At 48.1% G+C, this 26,214-nt stretch carries 25 protein-coding genes; 13 read left to right on the top strand and 12 right to left on the bottom strand.

The window, feature by feature from the left end; all coding sequences use genetic code 11:
- Positions 1-21: 21 nt before the first annotated feature.
- Both truA and BM318_RS12940 read left to right on the top strand, forming a co-directional pair.
- Positions 22-771, top strand: coding sequence for a tRNA pseudouridine(38-40) synthase TruA (truA, locus tag BM318_RS12945; protein ID WP_092983001.1), 750 nt, complete (start codon positions 22-24; stop codon positions 769-771).
- Positions 764-2,530 carry an ABC transporter ATP-binding protein gene (locus BM318_RS12940; RefSeq protein ID WP_092983000.1) on the top strand — a complete coding sequence of 589 codons (1,767 nt, stop codon included), beginning with the start codon at positions 764-766 and terminating at the stop codon, positions 2,528-2,530. Before truA ends, BM318_RS12940 begins: the two co-directional genes overlap by 8 nt.
- 2 nt (positions 2,531-2,532) lie before the next feature.
- On the opposite strand, the gene BM318_RS12935 is transcribed toward BM318_RS12940, so the two are convergent.
- Genes BM318_RS12935 through folP form a run of 3 tightly spaced genes read right to left on the bottom strand, consistent with a single transcriptional unit; the run spans position 2,533 to position 5,063 of the window.
- Positions 2,533-3,366, bottom strand: coding sequence for a DUF3667 domain-containing protein (locus BM318_RS12935; protein ID WP_092982999.1), 834 nt, complete (start codon positions 3,364-3,366; stop codon positions 2,533-2,535).
- A gap of 30 nt (positions 3,367-3,396) precedes the next feature.
- Positions 3,397-4,182, bottom strand: a complete 786-nt coding sequence (locus tag BM318_RS12930) for a diadenylate cyclase (protein ID WP_092983539.1) — start codon at positions 4,180-4,182, stop codon at positions 3,397-3,399.
- Between the two features lie 53 nt (positions 4,183-4,235).
- Entirely contained in the window at positions 4,236-5,063 is an 828-nt protein-coding gene (gene folP, locus BM318_RS12925) for a dihydropteroate synthase (protein WP_092982998.1), read from the bottom strand.
- Positions 5,064-5,125: 62 nt separating this feature from the next.
- On the opposite strand from folP, the gene BM318_RS12920 reads away from it, so the two are divergent.
- From BM318_RS12920 to bglX, 8 genes are all read left to right on the top strand, one after another.
- Complete coding sequence (locus BM318_RS12920; RefSeq protein ID WP_092982997.1) at positions 5,126-5,674, top strand: DUF1599 domain-containing protein; 549 nt, start codon at positions 5,126-5,128, stop codon at positions 5,672-5,674.
- Positions 5,671-7,356, top strand: coding sequence for a BT_3928 family protein (locus BM318_RS12915; protein ID WP_092982996.1), 1,686 nt, complete (start codon positions 5,671-5,673; stop codon positions 7,354-7,356). The genes BM318_RS12920 and BM318_RS12915 overlap by 4 nt, the downstream gene beginning before the upstream one ends.
- A gap of 29 nt (positions 7,357-7,385) precedes the next feature.
- Entirely contained in the window at positions 7,386-8,138 is a 753-nt protein-coding gene (tpiA, locus tag BM318_RS12910; RefSeq protein ID WP_092982995.1) for a triose-phosphate isomerase, read from the top strand.
- Between the two features lie 4 nt (positions 8,139-8,142).
- Complete coding sequence (gene prmA / locus BM318_RS12905; RefSeq protein WP_092982994.1) at positions 8,143-8,988, top strand: 50S ribosomal protein L11 methyltransferase; 846 nt, start codon at positions 8,143-8,145, stop codon at positions 8,986-8,988.
- Between the two features lie 39 nt (positions 8,989-9,027).
- Positions 9,028-9,306 (top strand): ATP-dependent Clp protease adaptor ClpS, encoded by a 279-nt coding sequence (locus BM318_RS12900; protein ID WP_092982993.1) that lies wholly within the window; start codon positions 9,028-9,030, stop codon positions 9,304-9,306.
- Between the two features lie 126 nt (positions 9,307-9,432).
- A complete protein-coding gene (locus BM318_RS12895; protein ID WP_092982992.1) occupies positions 9,433-10,989 on the top strand; it encodes a sugar porter family MFS transporter in 1,557 nt (518 codons plus the stop codon).
- Between the two features lie 25 nt (positions 10,990-11,014).
- Positions 11,015-12,334, top strand: a complete 1,320-nt coding sequence (locus BM318_RS12890; RefSeq protein WP_092982991.1) for a glycoside hydrolase family 2 TIM barrel-domain containing protein — start codon at positions 11,015-11,017, stop codon at positions 12,332-12,334.
- 42 nt (positions 12,335-12,376) lie between these two features.
- Positions 12,377-14,770, top strand: a complete 2,394-nt coding sequence (gene bglX, locus BM318_RS12885) for a beta-glucosidase BglX (protein ID WP_092982990.1) — start codon at positions 12,377-12,379, stop codon at positions 14,768-14,770.
- Between the two features lie 17 nt (positions 14,771-14,787).
- On the opposite strand, the gene BM318_RS12880 is transcribed toward bglX, so the two are convergent.
- Positions 14,788-15,258, bottom strand: coding sequence for a lipocalin family protein (locus tag BM318_RS12880; protein WP_092982989.1), 471 nt, complete (start codon positions 15,256-15,258; stop codon positions 14,788-14,790).
- Between the two features lie 130 nt (positions 15,259-15,388).
- Between BM318_RS12880 and BM318_RS12875 the strand changes: the two genes are divergently transcribed.
- Together BM318_RS12875 and BM318_RS12870 are read left to right on the top strand one after the other, a co-directional pair.
- Complete coding sequence (locus tag BM318_RS12875; protein ID WP_092982988.1) at positions 15,389-15,907, top strand: 5' nucleotidase, NT5C type; 519 nt, start codon at positions 15,389-15,391, stop codon at positions 15,905-15,907.
- Between the two features lie 51 nt (positions 15,908-15,958).
- On the top strand, positions 15,959-17,293 hold the full coding sequence (locus BM318_RS12870; RefSeq protein WP_092983538.1) for a YfcC family protein: 1,335 nt from the start codon (positions 15,959-15,961) through the stop codon (positions 17,291-17,293).
- Here the strand turns inward: BM318_RS12870 and BM318_RS12865 are convergent.
- The 4 genes from BM318_RS12865 to BM318_RS12850 all read right to left on the bottom strand — a co-directional run bounded on the left by BM318_RS12865 (position 17,290) and on the right by BM318_RS12850 (position 20,917).
- Entirely contained in the window at positions 17,290-17,754 is a 465-nt protein-coding gene (locus BM318_RS12865; RefSeq protein WP_092982987.1) for a hypothetical protein, read from the bottom strand. The two genes, BM318_RS12870 and BM318_RS12865, sit on opposite strands and share 4 nt — an antisense overlap.
- A gap of 59 nt (positions 17,755-17,813) precedes the next feature.
- Positions 17,814-19,319 carry an alpha/beta fold hydrolase gene (locus tag BM318_RS12860; protein WP_092982986.1) on the bottom strand — a complete coding sequence of 502 codons (1,506 nt, stop codon included), beginning with the start codon at positions 19,317-19,319 and terminating at the stop codon, positions 17,814-17,816.
- Positions 19,312-19,713 carry a hypothetical protein gene (locus BM318_RS12855; RefSeq protein ID WP_092982985.1) on the bottom strand — a complete coding sequence of 134 codons (402 nt, stop codon included), beginning with the start codon at positions 19,711-19,713 and terminating at the stop codon, positions 19,312-19,314. Before BM318_RS12855 ends, BM318_RS12860 begins: the two co-directional genes overlap by 8 nt.
- An 88-nt stretch (positions 19,714-19,801) precedes the next feature.
- A complete protein-coding gene (locus tag BM318_RS12850; RefSeq protein ID WP_092982984.1) occupies positions 19,802-20,917 on the bottom strand; it encodes a helix-turn-helix domain-containing protein in 1,116 nt (371 codons plus the stop codon).
- A 123-nt stretch (positions 20,918-21,040) separates the two neighbouring features.
- Here BM318_RS12850 and BM318_RS12845 point away from each other — a divergent pair, with 123 nt between their 5' ends.
- Complete coding sequence (locus BM318_RS12845; protein WP_092982983.1) at positions 21,041-21,802, top strand: hypothetical protein; 762 nt, start codon at positions 21,041-21,043, stop codon at positions 21,800-21,802.
- Here the strand turns inward: BM318_RS12845 and BM318_RS12840 are convergent.
- From BM318_RS12840 to BM318_RS12825, 4 genes are all read right to left on the bottom strand, one after another.
- Complete coding sequence (locus BM318_RS12840) at positions 21,789-22,337, bottom strand: DUF3124 domain-containing protein (RefSeq protein WP_092982982.1); 549 nt, start codon at positions 22,335-22,337, stop codon at positions 21,789-21,791. The genes BM318_RS12845 and BM318_RS12840 overlap by 14 nt on opposite strands.
- Positions 22,338-22,374: 37 nt before the next feature.
- Entirely contained in the window at positions 22,375-23,655 is a 1,281-nt protein-coding gene (locus BM318_RS12835; protein ID WP_245759833.1) for a TrkH family potassium uptake protein, read from the bottom strand.
- 197 nt (positions 23,656-23,852) lie between these two features.
- Positions 23,853-25,250 (bottom strand): alpha/beta hydrolase family protein, encoded by a 1,398-nt coding sequence (locus BM318_RS12830; RefSeq protein WP_092982980.1) that lies wholly within the window; start codon positions 25,248-25,250, stop codon positions 23,853-23,855.
- Positions 25,251-25,325: 75 nt separating this feature from the next.
- Entirely contained in the window at positions 25,326-26,198 is an 873-nt protein-coding gene (locus BM318_RS12825; protein ID WP_092982979.1) for an aminotransferase class IV, read from the bottom strand.
- Between the last annotated feature and the right edge of the window lie 16 nt (positions 26,199-26,214).

Here is a 26,214-nt window from a genome sequence, read left to right as displayed (position 1 = left end):
ACAGCCATAAATCGTCCTGCCATGCGCTACTTTCTGGAATTTGCTTACGATGGCACCGCCTATCATGGTTGGCAGCGACAACCCAATGCTATTTCCGTGCAACAGGTAATGGAGGAGTGCATGAGCACACTTTTGGGAAGCCCACTGGAATTAGTTGCGGCGGGCCGGACGGATGCCGGTGTGCACGCGCGTAAAATGGTCGCTCACTTTGATTGGGAGGAAGTACTACCCCAAGAAGATATCATTCACCGATTGAATTCCTTCCTCCCGGAAGATATCGCCATCTCAGCGATTCGGCCCGTACAGCCAGAGGCCCATGCCCGATTCGATGCGACCAGCCGAACTTACGAGTATCTGCTTACTCAGGAGAAAGATCCCTTTTTGCATCGGGGGACCCACCGGGTACATCACCCGTTGGATTTTGATGCGATGAATACAGCGGCCAGTCTTTTACTGGAATTTGAGGATTTCAAGTGTTTTTCCAGGACCCATACCGATGTCAAGACCTTCCTCTGTGATATTCGGGAGGCTCATTGGAGTCAAAAGGGGGAAACCTGGGTATTTACCATTACTGCAGACCGCTTTTTGCGCAATATGGTCCGGGCCATCGTGGGTACTTTATTACTGGTTGGAAAAGGCAGCCTGGAACCCGAAGGTGTTAAGACTATTATAAAAAGCAGGGATCGCTCCCAGGCCGGGGCCTCTGTCCCTGCAAAAGGCCTATATTTGATCGATATTCAATATCCTCAGACCACCTATCCAGATGGCTAAAGACAGTGGCTCAGCTTTTGATTTATTTCTGTTTAAAAGGGTGCTGGCCCATACGCGACCCTATCGGGTGACCTTCTATGGAACGGCCCTGGCCGCGATTGCACTTACCGCCTTTTCCGTCCTTACTCCAATGATCCTGCGGAGTATTGTGGACGATGCCATACAGCAGAAAAACGAAGAACTGCTCTGGGAACTCTCCCTGATGATGCTCGCGGTGCTTATCGGTCAGGTAGTCTTTCAACTGGTGTTTACGTATTATGCCAACTGGTTGGGGGAATCGGTAATTCGCGATCTACGAAAGAAGTTATTTGCCCGAATGCTCGGTTTTCGGATGCAGTATTACAACAAATCGTCTATCGGACTATTAGTTACCCGCGCTGTTGCCGATATGCAGCGTATTGGGGAGATCTTTTCCCAGGGTTTCTTCATGATCGTAGCCGACTTGCTTAAGATGCTGGCGGCTTCGGTAATTATGCTGGTCTGGAATTGGCGCCTGGCCCTGATCGTATTTGCCATCCTCCCGCTTATTCTCTATGCCACGCGGGTATTTCAGCAAAAAATGAAGGTGGCCTTTACCGAGGTTCGCGCCCAGGTTTCCAACCTGAATTCCTTTGTGCAGGAACGCCTGACCGGGATGAAGATCGTGCAATTATTTACCCGGGAATCGGCCGAAAGCAAGCAATTCCGGGAAATTAATGAGAAGCACCAGAATGCCTGGCTTAAAACCGTCTGGTATAACTCCTTCTTCTTTCCCATTGCAGATATTGTATCGTCTATTGCCATTGGACTCGTAGTCTGGTATGGAGGCCTGCAGGACATTACCAACCTGGGTGTCGACAACAAAGGGATCATTTTCGGATTCATACTCTTGATTGAGATGTTATTCCGCCCATTGCGTCAGATTGCCGACAAGTTCAATACCCTTCAGATGGGAATGGTTGCGGCCGGTCGTGTCTTCAAAATCCTAGATACGGAAAGTCGTATTGAGGATGCCGGGGAGTATGATCCGGAACGGATCGATGGGGGAATCGCCTTTGAAAAGGTTCATTTCAGTTATGAGCCCGGGGAAGAAGTATTACACGGAATTTCCTTTACCCTGGAGCCCGGTGAGAAAGTGGCCATTGTGGGCGCTACCGGAGCCGGGAAATCCACCATCATTAATCTGCTCAATCGATTCTACGATATCGATTCCGGCACCATTCGCCTCGATGGACGGGATATCCGGGATTATAAATTGGCCAGTTTGCGATCCAATATCGCCGTCGTGCTTCAGGATGTGTTCCTCTTTGCCGATACCATCGGGAATAATATTACCCTTCAGGATTTCAGCATGGGTAAAGCCGAAATTGAGGAGGCCGCCCGGGCCATCGGGGTACACGAGTTTATCAGCAGCCTCCCCGGGGGTTATGCCTACAATGTAAAAGAACGCGGAAGCATGCTCTCCAGCGGACAACGACAACTCATTGCCTTCCTCCGGGCCTACATGAGGAACCCGAGTATTTTGGTTCTCGATGAAGCCACTTCCTCGGTGGATACCTATACCGAGCAACTCATCCAGCAGGCAACGGAAAAGGTTACCGAAAACCGGACTTCAATCATTATCGCCCACCGCCTGGCAACGATTAAAAAGGTGGATAAGATTCTGGTCATGGAAGCCGGTAATATCGTAGAAAGCGGATCGCACGAAGAACTTCTTAAGCAAAAAGGGTACTATCACAAGCTCTACGAAGCCCAGTTTATGGCGGAGGAAGTGCTTTAGACCTAGGCGAGCATCATACTCATTTCCCCTATCCAGAGTAGTGCCGATTCCGCAGCGGGTTCCACCGGTCGGAAATCCTCCAGGGAAAAATAATCGGTTACTATTAGCAGGATCAACAAACCTATGATCAGCATAAAGAATAGGATCACCACAAGTAGTATATAGAGTAACGACCTCCAGATAAATGAAAAGGCTTTATATCGGTTTAATCTCCAATAGATATAAAGCGTAAAAATCATCATCACGGCAAGAGACCACTGGCTGCTGGCCAGGTACGTATCCGGGCCAGTGATTAGTAAAACCATGGAAATAGGGAAGGAAATGATGCTGTATGTAGACAGGCAGTAAATCAGTGCTACATGGTGCTCGGCCAGGTTGTACTTTCTTCTATTGAATAAGAAAAATGCAGGGAGGGCCAGAATAGGGATGTTCATGACATAGAAGACCGCATTGAAATCGAACATAATATCCCCCCATTTGCGGGAAAACTCCGGGTTTACGTTCTGAGCACCTCCGGTAAAATCGATTTCTCCTCCGTACATTTTCTGCATCACAAAAATCATTAGACCAGCCAGGGTAAGGGAAATTCCCAGAACGCTTACAGGATTAAGATAGCGTTTCCGCAATCCGGACAGATACCCGTCGATAACCGCTTCTGGGCGGAGTATCATCCCTTTGATGGTGCGAAACAGCGAATTATCAAGGTCAAATACACGATCTAAAAAGTCTTTGATCAGGGTCTTGAAGGTAACCCTGCGTACTTCGGTTTTAGCCCCACAGTTCGGGCAAAAACGATACTCGTGCTGGATATAGTCGTTGCAGTTTTTGCAGTTCATGCCAGGTTGGTTTTAGTTGGCTATCTGGATTTAACTCAAGTCCTTTCGTATCATCTTACCCAGTTCTTCCAGGTCTTTGTATAAGATAAACTCTCCGTCTTTGATATAGGATACCAGCCCGGTTTCTTCACTAACTACCAGCGCCAGGGCATCGGTGCGTTCTGTTATCCCGACAGCGGCCCGGTGCCGCAGTCCAAAACGGGCAGGGATGGACCGTTCCTGGGAAACCGGAAGGATTACCCGTGTGGCCACAATGGTATTGCCTTTTATAATTGCAGCACCATCGTGCAGGGGGCTGTTTTTGTAAAATATACTCTCCAGGATAGGCTGGTTGAGCTCTATATGCATTTCATCCCCGCTGGAACGAATAAAATCCAGGGAGGTATTCCGCTCGATAACCAAAATGGCACCGGTCCCGGTTTTTCCCATGCGTTGCAGGGCAGCGAGCAAGGCATCTACCTCCAGGGCCAGGGATATCCCTTCCTGCTTGAGAAAGCGAAAATGCTTGACAAATTTTCTCTTGTTTGCAAAATTGGTCGATCCGATCAGCAGGAGGAACTTTCGAATTTCCTGCTGGAATACAATGATCAATGCGATGAGCCCTACTTGCATAAAGCCGCCGACCATGCTACTGGTTAACCGCATATCCAACAACTGGGTCAGCTTCCAGAAAGCCCAGATAATGACAATCCCGATAAAGATGTTGATGGCCACGGTACCGCGGACCAGCCGGTAGAAATAATAAAGCAGAATAGCCACCAGGAGTATATCGATGAGGTCGGTGACACCGAAGTCCAGAAAATTCAGAAATTCCAAGTCTGCGTGGCTTTTTGTAAAAGTAGAAAAATTAACAAGAAAGGAAGGCCGATTTACCGGGCGAGTTCCTTCCAAAGTTGAATACACTGCGAAGCTTCCCGCGGATCGTGGACCCTGAGGATGCGGGCCCCGCGCTCCAGGGCTGCCATATGTAATGCGGTGGTGCCGTTCAGGGCTTCTTCGGGAGCTATCTCCAGGGTTTTGTAGATCATGGATTTCCGACTCACCCCGGCCAGGACGGGAACCCCGAGGATTTTTAATTGATCGAGCTTCGCGAGGAGTTCAAAATTCTGCTCCCGGGTTTTGGCAAAACCGAAGCCAGGGTCCACAATACAATCGTTCACTCCCGCTTTTTTTGCCCGGTCCAACAGACCAGAAAAGTATTGCAATACTTCGCCGATTAAATCCTGATAATCGGTTAGTTGTTGCATGTTGCGCGGGGTACCCCGCATGTGCATCAGAATTATGGGGACGTTCTTCTTGCCCGCCAACTCCAACATGTCCGGGGAGGCAGCGGCTCCACTGATATCGTTGATCAGCGCAGCTCCGGCTTCCAGGGCCTGCCGGGCTACTGAGCTTCTGAAAGTATCAATGGAAATGGGAACTTCCGGATGGGCTTTTGTGATGGCTTCAATGGCCGGCAGTACCCGGTCGGCCTCCTCCTGCTGGGAGATGTCCTGAGCCCCGGGACGCGAACTGTATCCGCCAATATCCAGGAAATCTGCCCCTTCGGAAATAAATTGGCCAGCTTGCTCCAGGGCACTGCCAGCCGAGTTGTGCCGACTTCCGGGATAAAAAGAATCCGGGGTAAGATTAAGAATACCCATGACCCGGGGAATTTCCAGATCAATAAGTTTTCCAAGGCAATTGATAGTCGACATAAAACAGTACTTTTGAAAGCGGCCAAAATGGCTGGTAAATTACGCAAAAAGCAGGTAGAACCATGGAGACCTCTGAGGCCTACGACACGATAATCGCCCAATGCCGGGACCTCTTCAGTAGAAAAATGAAGGATTACGGCGCCGCCTGGCGTATTCTTCGCCTTCCATCACTCACAGATCAGATATATATCAAGGCGCAGCGCATCCGGAGTTTGCAGGAGCAACAGGAACGCAAAATCGATGAAAGCGAGCATGGTGAATTCATCGGGATTATCAATTACTCCATTATGGCACTGATCCAATTGGAACTCGGAGTTAGTGAAATGCCGGATATGGCTTTGCAGGCAGCGCTGGAACATTACGATAAGGAGGCCGCGGAAACCAAATCCCTGATGGAGGCTAAGAATCACGATTACGGTGAGGCCTGGCGCGATATGCGCGTGGCGTCCCTTACGGATCTCATACTGCAAAAACTACTTCGGGTCAAACAGATCGAAGACAATGACGGACAGGTTGAGGTGAGCGAAGGGGTCGATGCCAACTACCGGGATATGATCAATTACGCCGTATTTGCCTTGATACTAATGGAGGAAAAAGAAAGCGAGGCATGAAACTGCTTATAACCAATCTCTCACGCATTGTTGTAGGCGTACTCTTTATTATCAGCGGCTTTATCAAGCTCAACGATCCAGTAGGTTTTTCCTTTAAACTCGAGGAATACTTTAGTGAGCCGGTACTGAATTTGCCCTGGTTGGAACCACACGCATTGGGGATAGCCCTTTTTGTAGTAATCCTGGAAGTACTGCTCGGAGTGGCACTCCTGGTAGGATTTCGATTGAAATTGACGCGCTGGATCTTACTGGGGATGATCGTCTTTTTTACTTTTTTGACCCTGTATTCCGCTGTTACCGGCAAAGTGACCGATTGCGGTTGCTTTGGGGACGCCCTGAAACTTACTCCCTGGCAGTCCTTTTATAAAGATGTGGCGCTGCTCGTGCTAATCCTGATCTTGTTCTGGGGGAAGGATTTGCTGAAACCATTGGGCGGTAAAACATTCCGGTCGGGGATTACAGCGGCCGCCTTGGTGGCCTGCGTCGGTTTTGCCTATCACGTTCTGAATCATTTACCTGCTATAGATTTCAGGGCGTATCATATCGGGACAAATATCCCGGAAGATAAGTCCGTTCCTGAGGATGCCCCCAAACCCGTTATTGAGTACGATTGGAAATTCCGAATCGATGGGGAGGAAAAAATAATTACCACACTGGGGGCTTTTCCGGAAGTCCAGGGGGAATTCATTGAGGTGGCGGAAACCCGCGAAATTGAACCGGGTTACGAACCGCCCATCCACGACTTTACCTTGGAACGGGGAGATACCGACTACGCCGATGCCTTATTGGCCCGGAAAAACCTGCTCATGATCATTTCTTATGATTTGGACCGAAGCCATCGGGAGGCCTTTGCTTCCCTGGCCAGGATTGCCGATTCCGCAACCTCCCTGGGGTATTCCGTTATCGGGATGTCGGCTTCCTCTCAGGCTCAGGTCGACGCGATCAAGGAGGAATACAACCTGAATATCCCCTTCTATTTTAGTGATCAGACTACCTTAAAGACCATTGTACGCTCTAATCCCGGAGTGGTTCGGCTGGAAGCAGGTACTATTGTTCAGAAACTGCATTACAATGATTTAGACCAGCTGCAATTAAGAGAATTGACGGAGGCAGAGCGCTATGATTTGCCCTTGAAAAAAGCCCTGGATAGTGTGTTGGTTCTGGATCAGAAGTATCGCAGTACAGGCAATTTTGGGGATTGGGGAAAACAGATGCAAATAGATAGCTCCAACATACACTTTGTCGATTCCTTGATTGCCGAGCGTGGCTATCCGGGTAAAAGTCTGGTCGGAGATAAGGCAGGAGTGGCCGCCTGGTACGTTATTCAGCATTCCACCAGAATCGACAATTTCCTCCCGGCCATTAAAGAAGCTGCAGAAACTGGAGAATTACCCTATCGTTTGTATGCAATGATGTTGGATCGTTCCCTGATGGACCGGGGTCTACATCAACGATATGGTACCCAGGCTATGTCCTTTGGCATAGGAAGCCCGCAAGAAATCAATGTGATTTGGCCCATTGAAGATTTGGAAGGGGTCGATGAGCGCAGAAAAGCTGCGGGCTTTGAACAAACCCTGGAGGAACAAGTAAAAGGGATGTTTGGAGAAGCCTACGAATTAAAATATTACACCCTGGAGGAGGCTCAGGAAATGAGAGATTTGCTAATGGGAGGTACCAAATAATTAATACAATAATAAATCGCAGAACCACTATGAGAACGAAAATAGTAGCCGGTAACTGGAAAATGAATAAAACCGCGACAGAAACAGCCAGTTTGCTCACTGAATTATCCGGGATGCTGCCCGACACCGGGGCCCGGGTCATGGTCGCACCCACTTTTGTGAATTTGGCCGAAGCGGTGCGCCTGATGGTAAATTCTAAAATCGAAGTTGTTGGACAAAACATGCATTTTGAAGAAAGCGGCGCCTTTACCGGGGAAATTTCCGCAGCAATGCTCAAAGATATCGGGGTGGAAGCTGTAATTCTCGGACATTCTGAACGCCGTGCCTATTTCGGGGAAGACGATGCGTTGCTGGCGAAAAAAGTTGCCCAAGCCATTGCCCAGGGCATGGAAGTAATTTTCTGCTTTGGGGAGGAATTGGAAGAGCGGAAGTCCGGAAAGCATTTTGAAGTGGTAAGCGCACAATTGAAAAATGCCCTGTTCGCGCTTCCCGGCGAAGCCTGGAAACAGATTATTCTGGCCTATGAACCCGTTTGGGCTATTGGTACCGGAGAAACAGCCAGTCCGGAACAGGCTCAGGAAATGCATGCACATATCCGTGCCGTAATCACTGAGAAATACGGGGATGACATAGCAGCAAACTGTTCTGTCCTTTATGGCGGAAGCGTTAAGCCCGGAAATGCCGCGGAGATATTCTCCAAGCCCGATGTCGATGGCGGACTAATCGGAGGTGCCTCCCTGAAGGCCGACGACTTTATGGCTATCGTGGAAGCCGCTTCCTAACGCCATGTATATCGGCTGTACCCTTGAACTCATACCCCGGGAACCGGCTGCTGGAATCTTTACAGCTGTCTTGGCCGAACTGGGCTTTGAGAGCTTTGAGGATACCGAAACCGGTCTGATAGCCTATATCAAGGAGGCTGATTTTGACGAAGCGTCGCTACGGCAGATTCCCTATTGGAAGTCCGATGCCTGGCAGGCCTCTTACACCCTGGAACGCATCCCCGTGCAAAATTGGAATGCCGTTTGGGAAGCGGATTATCATCCCATTCAGGTATCTGATTTATGTGTTGTACGGGCTCCCTTCCACAATCCTCCTGAACCGCCCGTTACCTATGATTTGGTGATTGCCCCGAAAATGAGTTTTGGTACCGGGCATCATGAAACCACCTGGCTCATGCTAAGTGCCCTGCTGGAAAAGACTGTTTCCGGGAAAAGAGTTCTGGATATGGGCTGCGGAACCGGCGTGCTTGGAATCCTTGCACATCGGATGGGCGCACAACAGGTTATTGGAATAGATATCGATGCCTGGAGTGTGGAAAACGCCCGGGAAAATGCCGACAGAAACCAGGGGGAAAGTATCGAATTCCGGCTGGGGGAAGCCGATAGTATCGGAGAGGATCACTTTGATCTTATCCTTGCGAATATTAATAAGAATATCCTCCTGGATCAACTCCCGCGTTATGCCAAGGCTTTAGAGCCCGGAGGGGTCTTATTGTTAAGCGGTTTTTATCCCGCCGATATACAAGACTTAACCGATGCCGCTACTGCCCTTGGCCTTAAGCATGAGAATACCCTGCAGCAGGGCGCCTGGTGCGCGCTGGAACTTAGTAGGTCAACGCACCGCAGCTGAGAACAAAAAATTATTATATTCGTAGCAAACCCTTTGGATATGAGTACCAGGGAACGCTTACAGGAAGAACTTCTCGTAGCTGAGCAGCAGAAGAATCTCAGCGAAATTGTCCTCTTTAACGATGAGGTCAACACCTTTGACCACGTAATTCAAACCCTTATCGATGTATGCGAGCACAGCCCGGAACAAGCCGAGCAATGTTCGCTTATTGTTCACTATAATGGGAAATGCACGGTCAAAACCGGGGAATACACAGATCTTAAACCGCGATGTACCCGCTTGTTACAAGCAGGCTTGAGCGCTGAGATCGTTTCTTAATCGCAACGCCGAGAACTATGGATTGCAACGGATAATCCACGCGCCCTGGTCAATCCTTTACCGAACTTTGTGGAAGCCTAATTGCCTCTCACTGGATAGGTGTTTTTCCAAACCAAACTAAAAACAATGACCAACGAGCAACCGAACGGGACTACCCAGGTAGTCAAAATGAATAAGTCGTATACCGTTTTAATTAGCCTTGTAGTAGCCCTTGGTGGTTTTCTGCTGGGTTTTGACAGTGCAGTAATATCCGGTGCTGTCAAGGGGATTACCACCTATTTTGAAATGACCGACGCCATGCTTGGTTTTGCCGTAGGCTGTGTCATTTTTGGTGCTATGGCGGGGAATTTAATGGCCGGCCCGTTAAGCGATAGATTCGGACGTAAAAGCGTATTGATCATTGTGGCCGCACTTTTTGCCGTTTCCGCAAGCTGGTCGGCCCTGGCAACCGGCTACACGGAATTCATTATTGCCCGTATTATCGGTGGTGTGGGTATTGGTGGAGCCATCCTCATTGCCCCTATTTACATTGCTGAAATTGCTCCCCCCAAACTACGGGGAAGCCTGGTGAGTTTTAATCAACTGAATATTGTTATTGGCATCTCGGTTGCCTATTTCTCCAATTACTTTTTGGTGAATATTGAAGGCGAAGCCTGGCGCTGGATGCTGGGAGTTGAGGCGATTCCGGCTATCATTTATTTTTTAGCACTGTTCACGGTTCCTAAAAGCCCCCGCTGGCTCATTCAGCAGCTCAATAAAATTGAACTGGCCCGTAAGATCTTGGTCAAGATTGGGGGAGAGGCCTATGCCGAAGCCACCATTGTTGAAATTCAAAAGGGTATGGAACGGGAAGATTCCAAAGGGCGTCTCGCGGATTTGTTCCAAAGTAAGTACGGAACCATCATGATCATTGCCCTGGGGATTGCTTTTTTTCAACAAATTACAGGGATCAATGCTATTTTCTATTATGCTCCGACCATCTTTGAACAAGCAGGAGGAAGCACGGATTCCTCTTTCTTGCAAGCCATCGTAGTAGGCCTGACAAACCTTGTTTTTACCCTGGTAGCCATATGGCTGATCGACAAATTGGGACGTAAGCCCCTGTTGATTATTGGTACTTCGGCCATGACGATTGCCCTGCTAATGGCCACCCTTGCCTTTAATAATGCCACCTACCGTTTTGATCAGGAATCCCTGTCAAAAATCAGCAACACAGAAACTCAGGTGGCCCTCGCAGCATTGGAAGGACAGGAATTCGACGGACAAAAAGTCCTGTTCGAAGCTATCGAAGGCCGGCTCACTGCCGATCAGTTTCTGGACTTTAAACGCAACCAAATAACCAATTTTATTCAAATCAATGCCACCCTGGTCCTGATTGCCATCCTCCTATATGTAGCGGCTTTCGCAATATCCCTCGGACCTGTGATGTGGACATTGATATCGGAGGTGTTCCCGACTAAAATTAAGGGAATTGCCATATCTGTAGTTGGCTTTTTCAATTCCCTGGTGAGTTTCTCAGTAACCCAGATTTTTCCCTGGGAACTTTCTAACCTGGGCCCGACAGCAACCTTTGCTATCTATGCCGGACTTTCACTCCTCGCCCTGCTATTTGTGAAGCGATTTGTGATAGAAACCAAGGGCAGGAGCCTGGAGGAAGTCGAAGAACTCTTAATTCGTAAATAAGATTCAATTAAAACGTAAAAAAGCTATGAAGCGTTTCAGTTTATTCCTTTTGGTGATCCTGCTCGGTTTGTCCTGCAAGCAGGCTCCTGAAAACAGCGATGCTTCCTCGGAAGAGGAAATGGCCGGACCGGCTAAGGTTACCCTTAGTGAAGAAAATGGGAAATTCCAATTGAAGGTCAATGGAGAACTCTTTTATATCAAAGGGGCAGGCCTCGAATTCGGGGATGTCCCCGCATTGGCCAGCCATAATGCCAACTCCTTCCGAACCTGGCGTACCGAAAACGGCCAAAAATCCGGGAAAGAAGTCCTCGATGAGGCCTATGCCAATGGACTGATGGTTTCTATGGGCATCGAGGTAGCCCGGGAACGCCACGGATTTGACTATAACGATGAGGAAGCCGTACAGGCACAACTCGAAGAAATTAAGCAGCAAGTGCTTGCGCTAAAGGATCACCCCGCCCTGTTGATTTGGGGAATTGGGAATGAGCTCAATCTCCACTACGAGAATCCAAAAGTATGGGATGCGGTAAACGACATTTCCAAAATGATTCACGAAGTTGATCCAAATCACCTGACCACCACTAGTCTGGCAGGGATCTCACAGAAAGAAATCGCGTATATAAAAGAACGTTGCCCAGATCTGGATCTGTTGGCCGTTCAGATGTATGGGGATCTTCCTGACCTCCCGCGATTGGTGAAAGAATTTGGCTGGGATGGAGCGTATATGGTCACCGAATGGGGGGCCACTGGCCATTGGGAAGTACCGAAAACATCCTGGGGTGCGCCAATCGAAGAGCACAGTTCCCTAAAAGCCGCTAATTATATGAAACGTTACCAGGGAGGTATTGAAGCCGATAGTATGCAATGCATCGGCTCCTATGTATTCCTTTGGGGTAATAAACAAGAACGCACGCCAACCTGGTATGGGATCTTCTTAGAAGACGGACAGGAAACGGAATCCGTAGACGTGATGCACAAAATCTGGAATGGAACCTGGCCAGAGAATCGCACGCCACAGATTGTAGCTTATACCATAGAAGGAGAATCGGCCTATGACAATGTAAAGCTGAGTGCAGGGACTACCTACAACGCGGTTGCCGAAATAACCGATCCCGAAAGGGATGCCCTGACGTATCGCTGGGAGGTATTACCAGAGGCCACTGATCTTGGGGATGGAGGCGATTACGAGGAACGACCTCAGGCCGTAACTGGATTATTTGTTGGACAGACGGGTGGAACTCTGGAATTTACAGCCCCGGAACCCGGACCATATCGCTTGTTTGTCTACGCTACTGATGGTAATGGACATTCGGCGACGGCTAATATTCCATTCCTGGTCGAATAATATAGAAATACTGCCAAGTGCTGATTTATCGCCTCTTCGGTAATGGGTACTGAAGAGGCGTCAGTGTTTCCAAATACCCATTTTTTTAAGATTTCTGCTGTGAGCGCTACCTCTACTTCAAATTCCGATAATTCCAAGTATCTTGTAGACTTCAGAACCTTTGTTTTACTCGTCCTTGCAAACCTGCCTTTTATTGGGTTGTCGCAGGATTTTAGTCTTTCTCAAGAAGTGGAAAACCTTTCAAAACACGATTTTATCGAAAGCCTTCTCAAGGAGATGACCCTTGAGGAAAAGGTGGGCCAAATGAATCAATATAATGGATTTTGGGATGCAACAGGACCAGTGCCCGAAGGAGGTGATGCCGAAGTGAAATATGACGACTTGGCCAATGGGCGGGTGGGATCCATGCTAAATATCACGACCGCAAAGGAAACCCGGAGGATACAGGAAATCGTCGTAGAGGAATCGAGGCTGGGAATTCCACTAATATTCGGTCAGGACGTGATCCATGGTCTAAGGACTATCAGTCCAATTCCACTGGCCGAATCCGCAAGCTGGGATTTGGAAGCCATCCGCGCATCGGCTGCTCTGGCTGCAAAAGAAACGGCGGCTGTTGGAGTTCACTGGACATTTGCTCCCATGGTAGACATTTCCAGAGACCCGCGATGGGGACGCGTAATGGAAGGTGGAGGGGAGGATCCTTATCTTGGGAGTAAGATTGCAGAAGCCAGAGTACGCGGATTTCAAGGTGATGATTTAAGTGACTTACATACCGTCGCAGCCTGCGTGAAACACTTTGCTGCCTACGGATTCGCTGAGGGCGGTAAAGACTACAACACTACAGATATTGGACTTTCCACGCTTTACAATGTAGTATTGCCACCGTTCAAGGCAGCTGTGGACGCCGGGGCTGCAACCTTCATGAATTCATTTAATATCCTGAATGGAATACCGGCAACCGGCGATAAATTCCTTCAGCGGGATTTGCTGAAAGGAGAATGGGGATTCCAGGGTATGGTGGTTTCTGATTGGGGTTCGATAGGGGAAATGATAGATCACGGGTATGCTGAAGATCGGCCAACGGCGGGTCTCTTGGCGGCACAGGCGGGTTCTGATATGGATATGGAAAGTCGCATTTACCTGGAAGAGCTGGCCGAACTTGTACGTACTGGAAAGTTAACGGAGGAAGTGATCGACGATGCGGTACGTCGGATCCTCGGGGTTAAGTATGATCTTGGACTATTTGAGGACCCTTATCGCTATAGCGATGAGGCACGGGAAAAAGCCGTTCTCAATGACCCAGGACGCCTGGCTATTGTCAGAGACATGGCTAGAAAATCAATTGTACTGCTGAAAAACGAAGGCAACTTACTTCCCTTACCCAAATCCGGCAAGCGAATTGCCCTAATTGGCCCGCTGGCAGATGAGAAGGATAGTCCTTTGGGGAGTTGGAGACTTACCGCTGAACCTGGTAGTGCGGTTTCCGTCTTAGAAGGGATGTCCGCTTATTCAGGTAACGTTCTGGATTTTCAAAAGGGAGTCCAGCTAACCCAGGGTCAGCCGCTATTTGTTTTTGAAACCCAAATCAACGAGTCCGACCGCACCGGTATGGATGATGCCGTTGCTCTTGCAAAGGAATCGGATATTGTTGTAATGGTCTTGGGTGAGCACGGATTTCAATCGGGTGAAGGCCGAAGCCGCACCGAACTCGACTTACCTGGATTGCAACAGGAACTACTCGAAAAAGTATACGCCGTAAACCCCAATATGGTATTGGTATTGATGAACGGGCGACCACTAACCATTAACTGGGCGGCCGACAATGTTCCTGCCATAGTAGAGGCATGGCACCTTGGAAGTGAGAGCGGAAATGCGATTGCAGAAGTTCTTTTTGGGGATTACAATCCTTCAGGAAAACTTCCGATGACCTTCCCACGCCGCGTGGGTCAGATCCCGGTATACCACAACAGTTTTTCAACAGGTCGTCCAACCAATCCCGGAAATAATCTGGTATTCTGGGCGCATTACATGGATGAAAGCAATTTGCCCCTCTATCCATTTGGACATGGGTTGAGTTATACCACATTCACCTACAGCGACTTCGAACTGTCTTCCACTAGCATAAACAAAGACGAAAATCTGGAAGTTAAGGTTCAGATTACAAATTCTGGAGACGTGACTGGGAAAGAAGTAGTGCAGCTGTACGTTAAAGATCATTTTGGTTCTCGTGCCAGACCAGTAAGAGAACTAAAAGGTTTTAAATTGGTAGAATTAGATCCAGGCGCCACCAGGGAACTGAGATTTAGCCTAAGTCAGGAAGATCTTGCATTTTACACGGCTTCAGGAGAATGGAAAGCCGAACCTGGAGTATTCAGTGTATTTGTTGGAACCGATTCCACTACCCAGATGGGAAGTGAATTCACCCTAAACGAATAGGTGTACCTAAAGATTGGCTATTGCTTGGTGTAAACTTCCGCCTGTAAACCGGGAAGGGTTTCTCCTATTATATTGCTAATAGTCAGGTCATTCGCGTTCAGGGAAAATTGGGTCAGGACTCCCGTGCTATTTACCAACCGTACGTTATTGCCCTGGACATCCCAGTTGCCCCCTTCAGAAAGCGCATCGCCACAGAAAAATTTAAACAATCCTCCTGTAATGGTGGTGATTACCAGGTCGGTGCCCTGGAAGCTCCAGGTATTATCGGCCCGGAAGGTAATCTGCCCATTCATGCAGGGAAGCTCATCCAGCACATTCGTTGTGGTGTTCCCATCTTCATTGACATCCTGAGCCGGATTAATTTGAAGTTGGGTCAGGTTCCATGTTCCGACCATCAGGTCGATATTTGGATTGGTAGTTCCCCCTCCGTCGTCGTCTGAACAGGCGAACATCAAAAGGAGTATCAAAGGATAAATCAGTTTTTTCATAGCTAGGTGTTGTGGTTAAAAGAACCGCTATCCAAGATACATATTTTTCACAATACCATTTTTCCCCAGGGGAAGCCTCCCTTTCCCCCTGGTATAAATTTCCCGATCTTTGCCGCAAAAAGCTGGCACTATGACCCTATTTGTGGATATGGATGAAGTGATCGCCGATACCTATGGCGCTCATATTAAACGTGTGAACGAACGCTACAATATGAACCTGACCAAGGAAGCTTGCCGGGGTGGGGAGGTATGGCAACAATTACCGGATCACCGGGAGGCCATATGGAGGCACTACTTTGAGCCGGGATTTTTCAGGGAGCTCGATCCCATAGCTGGGAGCCAAGAGGTTTTACGGGAACTATCTGAGAAGTACGAAGTATATATCGCTTCAGCTGCCATGCAGTTTCCCGATTCCCTAAAGGAAAAGCACGAATGGCTCGACGAATATTTTCCATTTATACACTGGAGCAAACGAATACTATGCGGGGACAAACACATCCTGCGTGGAGACGTACTGATCGACGACCGCAGCCATAATTTGGAACATTTTGTAGGTCGCAGTCTCATATTCACTTCACCGCATAATGTAAACACCACTGCATTCGAACGTGTGAATTCCTGGGAAGAAGTTTGTAGTAAATTGCTGTAAGTCCCTAATTTTAGGACAGCAAACCTATACTTGCCGACCAAACCAACCCAGATGAAAAAATTTCCGAATGCTTTTTCCATCATGCTGCTCGTTATTCTGCTGGCATGGGGACTTACCTTTCTTATCCCCTCAGGCAGTTATCAGCGCATTACTGATCCGGAAACAGAGCGCACAACGGTAGTTCCCGGATCCTTTGAATATCAGGAAACAGCGCCTCTGGATTTACTCGATTTATTTGTAGCTATTCCGAAAGGGATAATCGACCGTGCCGATGTGATCGTTTTGATACTTCTAATCGGCGGTTGTTTTTATCTGATCGAAAAGACCGGAGTATTGGGTCAAAGCCTGGAAGCCCTTGTCCGACGCCTAAAGGGCCGGGAATCTCTGGCTATTGTCCTGTTATCACTGTTATTTGCTACAGCAGGGGCAACTATAGGCCTGCAGGAGGAAGTTATCGCGCTTACGCCAATCCTCCTTTTGTTCGGAAAATCCATGGGTTACCGAATTCCGCTGACCATTGCGATGAGTTTCGGTACGGCAATTATTGCGGCTGCCTTTAGTCCCTTGAATCCCTTTGCCGTTTTAATTGCTCAAAAGGAGGCTGGCTTACCGCTATTGTCGGCTGCCGGATTTCGAACAGCGGCACTCTTTGCGGTGCTGACACTTTGGATCCTTTATTTGCTGTATATGGCCCGTAAATACCCTGCGGAGAAAGTTGCCATGACGTCCGGTGGCGAACCTTTGGGAGCCCGGGGATATACCATTTTGGGCCTTACAGCCGGAGTTTTCGTCTGGGTTACTATCGGAATTTTAAAATGGGATTGGGGCTTTAATCAATTATCGGGGTGCTTTTTCGCACTGGGGATTATTTCGGGTTTTATCGCTGGAATGTCCCTGAATCGAATCGGTTCGGTTTTTATTGAAGGGTTTAAGGAAATGATTTTTGCCGGGATAATTATCGGCCTTGCCGGCGCCATCACCCGTATCCTTCAGGATGCTGTGGTTATTGACACCCTGGTACAGGGATTGTTTTATCCGGTGGAATCTCTGCCTAAAAGTCTATCTGTGGTAGGTATGTTATTTTCCCAGGCGATTCTTCATTTACCAGTGCCGAGTTATTCCGGGCAAGCCGTCCTAACCATGCCTATACTGTCACCATTATCAGACCTGGTGGGCATCCCGCGGCAGATTACTGTTCTTGCCTATCAGTATGGAGCCGTACTTATGGATATGATCACGCCGACCAATGGAGCCCTGATGGCCATCCTGGCGGTGAGTGGTTTAAACTACAAAGACTGGCTTAAATTTTTATGGAAACCCTTTGTAGGGCTAATGCTATTGGCTGCCGCCGTCGTGCTAATCGGATTATTCTCCGGAGTAAATTAAAAGCGGCTGATCAGGCGAAGGAATTTACCGCTTTCCTCCTGAGCGGCCCAAAGCGTATCTATAAGGGTACTATCGCGCTCGGAGGGTCGAAGCCTTTGAGTATAGGATTGTAATACCGAATCCCGGTTTTTCTCCGGCGTCATTTCGTTTTCCAGAATTACTGTGAGGGTGGAATCCCCATTATACCAACGTCCTCTTCGGATTGCTTCCAATTGATAATCCGACCAACGACTATCCCGTTCCAGGGTATGTTGTTCGGCCTTGCCATCGGGGGTAAGTAAATAACGGATAGAGGTCAGGCGATTACGCTCTCCGTCTACTCCCTCTACGTAATGTCCCGCATTTTTGGGATCAACAGTACCGGACTTCTGGTACACTTCGGCCTCCTTGCAACTCTGCAGTGGCGATAGCAGGAGGCATAAGAGTAAAGCGATATACAAAGGGGAAAGCCTTTGCTCCATTGTACGATAGATAGAAATACTCCGCCCAAAGATAACCCAAGTGATACGAAATGGATGGTTTAGTTGCTTTTGAAGTTGATCCCTCCAATTTCCTCAAAACAGGGATTATTTGGAATTTTCGAAGGATCATTGAAAAAGGCTCGCGCAGCTTCCATGGCACAGGGTTGTCCCCAATTGGTCGTAGGGCCGTGTTTCCACCCTTTAAAAACAAGATGGTAGCTATTTGAGAGGTTGGATTGCATCGCTGCGGCCCATTTCACCGGGGTTTCAATATCGTATTCCCCGCTGATCAGTAATACGGGGATATCGCTGGATACCGCTTTATTCTCATGGGAGTCCTCAGGGGTAACCCCCCAACAATCACAGACCGCTTTGGGGATGAATTCCGGATCAATACCAGCGGCTTCCGGATACTTCTCAGCTTGTGCAGCCAATGCGTCCCGGTCGATAAATGGTTTCTCCTCAGCACACCAGACCGAAATTCGCATTCCCATCCCATTACCCGGACCGGTGGTCCATTGCTGATTCGCGGCATCTGCTTCAAGGAATGAATTATCCCCATTCAGGAGTTGCTCAATAAGAGCGGGGACCTGGGCCATTTCCTCCGTAGAACCGTTTGCAATCAGACTTAAGATGTCTCCGCCCTGATAGGTCACTGTATCTCGGCTAGCTGCGCTGTCTACAGGCAGCGGGACGGATACGGGATTTGCCTCAAGCTCCTTCAAAAATGAAAAGAACCGACTCTTAAGTTGCGGGTGGGCCGCATTGCATTCGGGATCATCGGCACACTGATCCAACAACCGCCCGGCGAGTTCAACCAGATTAGCCAGCGTTTCTTCTTCATAATTTACCTCCAGGGGTAGGGGGGAATCCATGACAACCGACCGGATCCCGTCGGGATAATCCCGAAGCATTACCTGCGCAATTTTTGTGCTGTAGGATAGGGTCAACAAATTGTACTGGTCAATACCCAAGGCGAGTACCAGGTCGCGGAGGTCTGCCGCGATTTCAGTGGTGCGATAGGTGTCCAAATTTATTTCCTTGGCAACCAGTCGCTTCTTACACTTGAGTGCTGCTTCGGCCAGGATACTATCCGGGTTGATGGGACTATCGCCATCCCCATAAATCTCGGCCAAAGCTGCCGACCATTCCGGGCAGGCCAGGTTGGGTTGTGCGTATTGGGTTCCGCGTTGTTCAAAAAGGATAAAATCCCGATCCTCCCGATATTGATAGGCCCTGATGTATTGGGCAGCCCGCATGCTGGTATATCCCGGTCCACCTACGGTGTAAATCACCGGGTCTTTAGCTTTTTGCGGATTCTTACTCGGGAAGATATATACCGGGAGCTTGATCCATTTTCCACCGGGCTCCTGGCGATTTTCGGGTACCTGCAGGTATCCAAAGGTGTAGTCTTCTCCCTTCGGTACTTTAACAACTGGCTTCTTCGCTTCCTCAAACTTTGGGGTATAACTGCGATTACTTTGCTGGGCCCAACCTTGAAGTGTAACAAAGCCGATAGCTATCAGGAGGAAGAATCGGGAATATAGGGAAGTAGGCTTATTCATCCTCCACCTTGTTTGCGATCCAGGTAGAAAGGAAGTTGCGCCCGGGGGCGTGGGTAGTCCCTACTAACCGACCATCCTCCAGGTAAAAACTGGTGTAATATTCGCCGGTACCATCCCCTGAGATTAGAGCCCCATAGACCTTGCCTGTTTGTGTGTTGATCAGGCCGCTCCGGATGGCTACTCCTTCGCGATAAAAGGTTCCGGAAAAAGACCGCCCTTTAACTGCTGTAATTTCCATCATGGCAAAGTTGTTGTCCTCCGAGTTTTCCGGACTCATGTCCAGGCGCCAAGTGCCAATAAGGGATTCCGGGGAGTCTTGTGCCCGACTGATGTTAGGTGTGGCCAGCGTGATCAATAATGCCAGGGCCAGTAGGTAATCGATAAATTTAAACATGATGTGGTTTTTTGATTCGGGACCAAAGTATGGGCAAAAGCTACCATAAGTCGCTTCAATTTGGAAATTGACACCTATTTTTTCGGGATTAATTAGACCGGAGTTGATTTGGTGTAACCCCTAAATGCTTTCGGATGGCCCGGTTAAAGGAGGACTTGGAATTAAAACCGGCTTCATAGGCCAGTGAAAGCAAGGTGAATTTATCCTTTTCAGGATCCTGCAGCAAGCGTTGCAATTCCTGCGTGCGGAATGTGTTTACGTAGTCTGTAAAGCTTTCAGAACGATATTCGTTAAGGCATCTTGAGAGCAAATAGGACTTAATGCCGAGATGTTCGGCCAGCCGACTCAGGGATAATTCCGGGTCCTTGAATAATTGCTCTTCTCGCATAGCTGCATTCAGCTTTTTCTCCAAGTCGGCAAATAGTTTTTGTTCTTCTGCGGAGTGGGTTATACTCTTGATTTTTTGATTCCTCCTATTAAACCCGGATAATCCCAACCAGTATGTCAATACCGACAAGCCAATGAAGAAGGGATAGTAATAGAACCTGGTGAAGTAGAAATAAGATTCCCCTGTCGCCACTTTGAAAATAAGCAAGTCCCAGATAAGGATCAGCAATACCAATACGAAGTACCATTTGAAGACATCGAGGATGCGCAGGAGCCAACGGAATTGATCGGAGTTTTTGGATTCCAGGTTCGCTTTCAGAAGATTTTTGGCTTTTTGGGCGTAGCCTATGATAAGTATACTGGCAACAATATAAATGGTCGGGTTATTCATCCAAACCACGTATCCCCAATATCCCAGCCAGGAAAGACTCTCCCGACTTCCGTCCCAATACAGGTTTTGCAAGCGGACAAAAATGCTGCAGGCCACCTGGATCACCAAAGGCACAAAATGGATCCAGTCCCTGGATCGTAATTTGAATTCCTTCTGAATGAGGGCCCGCACATAGAAGTAAAGCAAGGCGCCCGTTACCCAGCTCAAATCCAGCATAATGTAATACCACCCGTCGTAGTATCCCAGACCAAACAAGCGCATGATCTGCACCAGGAGGCGATACGAAAGCAATAATAACAAGAGGGCAAGAAACCGATTGGCCAATCGGTTTCCTTTTTTACCGGTAAGGAGAATCACGCCAAAGACAATGCCTTGCAAAGCACCTGCAAAAAGCAATACACTCACCAGAGCTGAAGGAGTATCCATAGCTATAGCAATTTGCTAAAATTTACCTTCTTGAGCAAAACAGTAGGATCGCGATACTTAAGCCTCCTTTAATGCAATAATATTCAGTGGTTTACGTTCTATTTTGACCAAATCTTTGAATCCATGAATTTCCAGAAAAACCTACTAATCGTTACGCTAATGCTCCTGGTACTTCCCGGAGTCAGTGCATCCCCCCTGACGGCTGATCAGTGTTCAGGCTATGAAAAGGGAACCATAACTTTCAAAAATGGGAAAACCCGGGAAGCTTATATCTATGTGGATTATTGCAACCCGCACCTCTTCCAGTCGGCCCTAAGAACCATAGACGAAAAGGCATTTATTCGTTATTCCAAGGGTAAAAAAATCAAGAAAAAGGCCATTGAAAAGTATAAAGTAAAGCAGATAGAAGGCTTTACCTTAGAAAGCGGAAAAGAGTTCCGCCGCGTGAAGTATGCCAACCTGTTCTCCCCGAAGAATACCGACAAGCTCCCGAAAAGCCAACTCCTGGAGGTGGTGGCATCTGGCCCCATCACCATTTTTAGAAGGGGTTACCGCACCCGCAATGGGTTTATCTACAAACCGGTAATGGATGCCGTTTTAGCCGGAGGGGATACCCACAGTGATTTCATGTTTAACAACTTTGAAATCCTCTATCAAAAAGACACAGGAAAGAACCCGAAAAACATCCGCAACGCCAACTTAAAAAGTCTCTTTGGAGATAATCCGGAGATCCTGGCGAAATTCCAGAATGGGGATTACAGTTTCCGCATTGAATTTCAACGGCCAGCGAGTTTTTCAGCAAATTGCGATCAACGGTTCCTGGATTCCCTGCTGGAAATGGTTAATGACTATAACCAGGCCGGGTTAACGGCTACTTCAAAATAACACCCTGTGTGGTAAAGGAAAGGCCCTGCTGTCCGTAGGTAGAAATCATTACCGCTTCGAAATGTGGCGGTAGGGCGCCCTCGGGGACTTGCCAGTCGAAAATAAAGTTCGCGCCGGTTCCCCCATCCTTATCGACCTCGTCAATAATAATTTCAACGGTCTCCATTGGCCGGATGAAAATCCGCTTGGAGAAATAAGATCTGATTAACGTGCCGTGGGTATCAAAGTAATCGGCACTGCTCAGATAAATCGTGTCCTGGCGGTTGGTGTTGCGCATACTCACCGTCGCGGTAAGGTCGTGCGTCCGATTTTCGTCCTGACTGTAAATTTGAGAATACACCGAGAGATAGGTGGAACCCTCAATCAGGGAATCTGCAATGGCGTGTTTGACCATCCGCTTATCCCAATTTACCGGATCGATCGAACTTCGTTGTTCGGATTCTCCGCAGGAAACTAAAATGGTCAGTAAAAACCCCGTTAAGCATTGGGTGCAGAAATTCAACACTCCTCTGAGGCTGTTTCCAGTACTTGGCATGGAATAGGCATTTGATATAAAGATACTACTTCCTCGTCTACACAGCGAGATCGTCCGATTTAATCGAAAGTTCCTCTGAAGAACTTCTGGCTAAGAGGGCAAATCCAAATGTAAGCACCCCAACGCGCCCGGTAAACATCAAGATTATGATCAAAAGTTTGCCACCTACGGACAAATCTCCGGTAATTCCTGTGCTTAATCCTACCGTCCCAAGGGAAGAAGCAACTTCGAACAGAATTTTATCCATCGGGAAACTTTCCGTAAAACTCAACAGGAATGTGAATAGAAATATGATTCCGGTATATAATATAAAAGTTGAGGTGGCCACATAGAGCCTTTCAAATGGGATCTTCCTGCCCAAAAAAGATATCTGCTGTTGGCCAAATAACCGACTCTTTAACACAGATATTAAAGCAGTCAGCGTGGTTATCTTAAGTCCGCCGGCCGTTCCCGAAGGCGAAGCACCTATGTACATTAGAAAAGTCACCAGCAATAATATGGGCAGGCCTAATTCTCCAATCGGTACGGTATTGAATCCTACCGTGGTCATAGCCGTCATGGCCTGAAAAAAGGACAACAACCAGGGTGAATTGCTTTCTGCTGTTAGCGGTTCCCCAAAATAAAAAAATAGGGTGCCTATTCCCAGGAGCGCAAGAAATCCATAGGAAATGATCTTAGTGGTAAAGGATAGCCTTTTGGTCCGCCCGCGTAATCGATACCAAAGATCCGTAATTACGATAAAGCCCAGTGACCCCGCTATGGCAAGTATTGAAATAATGGTATTGATCCAAACGTCAGTGCTGAAAGATTCAAAACTATTATCGAATAAGGCAAATCCAGCGGTACAGAATGCGGATACACTGTGGAAGATAGAAAACCAGATGGCCCTTAATCCGGTCATTCCATGTTGGGCAAACGCGAAGTAGAATCCAATGGCTCCTAGTACCTCCATGATTATTGTAAAGGTGATTACACTGCGAATAAAGTCGCGAATTTTAATGGTGTTGGGCAGCGTGAATTCCGCTCCGATAACGCGCTGATGCCAATGTGTTATGCGTTTCGTGGTAAAAAGTAAATAGTAGGTTGTAAGGGTCATATAGCCAATACCTCCAATTTGTATTAATACCATGATTATGAACTGCCCAAAAAAATTGTAGCTCTCAAAAATGTTGACGGTAACCAGACCTGTGGTCGAAACAGCGGAAGTTGAGGTAAATAGGCTATCTAAAATTGAAAGTTCTCCTTTGTGGAAGATGGGCAAGGCTAGCAAAAGGAAACCTATTAGGGTGTAAAGGAAAAATCCCCATACCAAATTCATCTGTGGGGATTTGCTAATCTGGAACCGGGTGTACCAGGACTTAATTTTCTTAATTGGTGTTTTGTTCATCCTGCCTAAGATAGTACTAAAAGAAACGAAACAAGCCCCTTAAGATTCAGCGCTCCGGATTTTCCGGAAGGTAATCCGTGCGCCCTCTGCTAATCAGTTCAAGAAGTTTTTTAAGACTCATCGAAGACTTAATTCACCTGTGCCAGAATCCAATCGGAGATCAGATCCATGGCTGCCGGGGAAAAGGTTTGTTCAATTTCCGCGTATTCCGTCGGGGAACCGGTGGTACTTTCCTGAAATAAATGATTCAGGTTGGGGAGCTCGGCAATCTGAAATCGCGTATTACCGGCCTCTTTCAAATACATTTCTATAGCCGGTAGGTTTTGGCCCGGTGGCACCTGCAGGTCTTTCTCCCCATTTATGGCCAGTACCGGGCAGGTTACCTTGCGTAAACTCTCCGCCGGGTCGTAGATAAGGAAATACCGCATCCATGGAGTAATCAGGACATTTAACTGATTATTGATGAACTCCTCATTGGGCATGCCTTCAGGGAGTAGCAAAGTGTCGTTTTCGAGCGTGGATTGTAAAAAACTAGTGGCCTCACTGCGGGCAATTTCCAGGTCTTCATTAACCATCAGGGCATTGAGGGTGCCTTTAAGTACTTCGCGATTCTTGGCGGAAACCAAGGGGTCTACGCCATCGGCATCGTTAATAAGGCGGGTTTGCTCCAGGATTATGTCGTAGCCGCTGACCCCCGGACCGGCGAGCATAATAATAAATGCGGTTTCCGGATTGGATGCGGCAACCATAGGGGCAATTAAGCCTCCTTCGCTATGCCCTATTAGTCCAATTTGATTACTATCTATTTCCCTTCTTTGGGTAAGGTATTCAATCGCGCTGGCGACATCTGCGGCAAAGTCGCGGGAGGTGGCGCTGGCAAAATCTCCGGTAGATTGGGCAGTGCCCCGGTCATCAAATCGAAGCACTCCGATTCCCTGTCGTACCAGGTAATCCGATAGCACCAGGAAGGGCTTATGTCCGAGGAGTTCCTCGTCCCGGTTCTGCGGTCCACTTCCGCTAATTAATACCACGGCAGGGTATACCCCGGTGGTATCCGGCAGGGATAGGGTACCCGCTAATTCTATTCCGGCTGTATTGTTCGGAAAGCGCAATTCTTCAGTGTAGTAGGGGAGTGGCAACTCAGGTTCCTGTGGCCGGTTCTTAACGACCTTTTCGATAGCTTCCCGCTGCAGATTCAGGGGGAATGAACTCCCCATTTGAGAGAAAGTTCCGCGGATCACACCATCGGAACTCAAATTCCCGGAATAACTTAATTTGAGCCTTTCTACTTCAAAGTGGAGAATATCGTTTTCAAACAGCGTACGATCTACCAGTATTCCTTTGGTACCCTGGTCCGGGCTGTCCAGGGTTGAAACATAGCCATCTTCTCCTGGGGCAACGTTCAGCACCAGCCTAAGGGACATACCCTGAATTTCTAATAAGCCATTCCACGTACCTTGAATGTCCTGTGCCAGCAAGTTTCCGCGGCAAAGGAAAAGCAGTACGAGAAGTCCAATTCGCTTCATTTGCGGAAAATAATGAAAACTTTTGATTTTCAGTTGGATGGCTTGGACGCCAAATGGAGTGCCCAAACGGGATGTTTACTGACCAGCCTGACTATCCCGGATTTTCAGTTCCAGGAATCCCTCTTGTAATTTACGGGTTACAGGACCCGGTTCAGATGCAAAATATTCATGATTTCCCAGGGTTTTCAACGCCATGATCTGTGTGCTGGTTCCAGTGAGAAAGGCTTCGTCCATGGCGGTTATTTGAGAAAGTGCAATAGCTTCCTCCTTTAACGGAATCCCCATCGTTTCGCATAGTTCAACCACCACCTGCCGGGTTATTCCCCATAAAATATGGTTGTTCGCCGGATGGGTGTATACAACGCCGTCGCGCACAAAGAATATATTACTATGCGAGGCCTCAGTAACAATTCCGTCACGGTAAAACACGGTTTCGTACGCGTCCTGCGAACTGGCCCATTGATTGGCCATTACATTGCCCAGAAGGGAGGTGCTCTTAATATCACAACGGGACCAGCGAAATTCCTCCTTTATCACGGCGTGCGCATGGCGTGGTTCGATCTCAGGCAGCGACTTTTCCCAGGCGTACATCATGGCTGTCGGGGGTACATTAGCGGGGAAGGAATGCTGGCGCGGAGCTGCACCGCGACTTACCTGCATATACAGGAGTGAATCCTTGTCTTCCAGGTCGGATACCCGTAATAATTCCGGGATATGTTCCTCAAATACCGCCACATCAAAATCGATTGCAATTTCCTTAAGGCCTCGTCTTAACCGGTTCAGATGGGCCTCCCGGTAAAAGTAGTTTCCTCCTATTCGAGCCATGACCTCGTAAAGTCCATCTCCGAAAATAAACCCCCGGTCAAAAACCGAAATATTGGCGTCGGCACTGGGTACAATTTTTCCGTTCAGGAATACTTTATGGGGATATCCGGGATTGGCGGCCATGTTTTGAGAAATTTGC

The sequence above is a fragment of the Robiginitalea myxolifaciens genome (assembly GCF_900115205.1).
In the GTDB taxonomy this organism is placed as follows: Bacteria; Bacteroidota; Bacteroidia; order Flavobacteriales; family Flavobacteriaceae; genus Robiginitalea; species Robiginitalea myxolifaciens.
The sequence above is the reverse complement of the archived record's forward strand: the minus strand, read 5'-3'. Positions and strand labels throughout refer to the sequence as shown.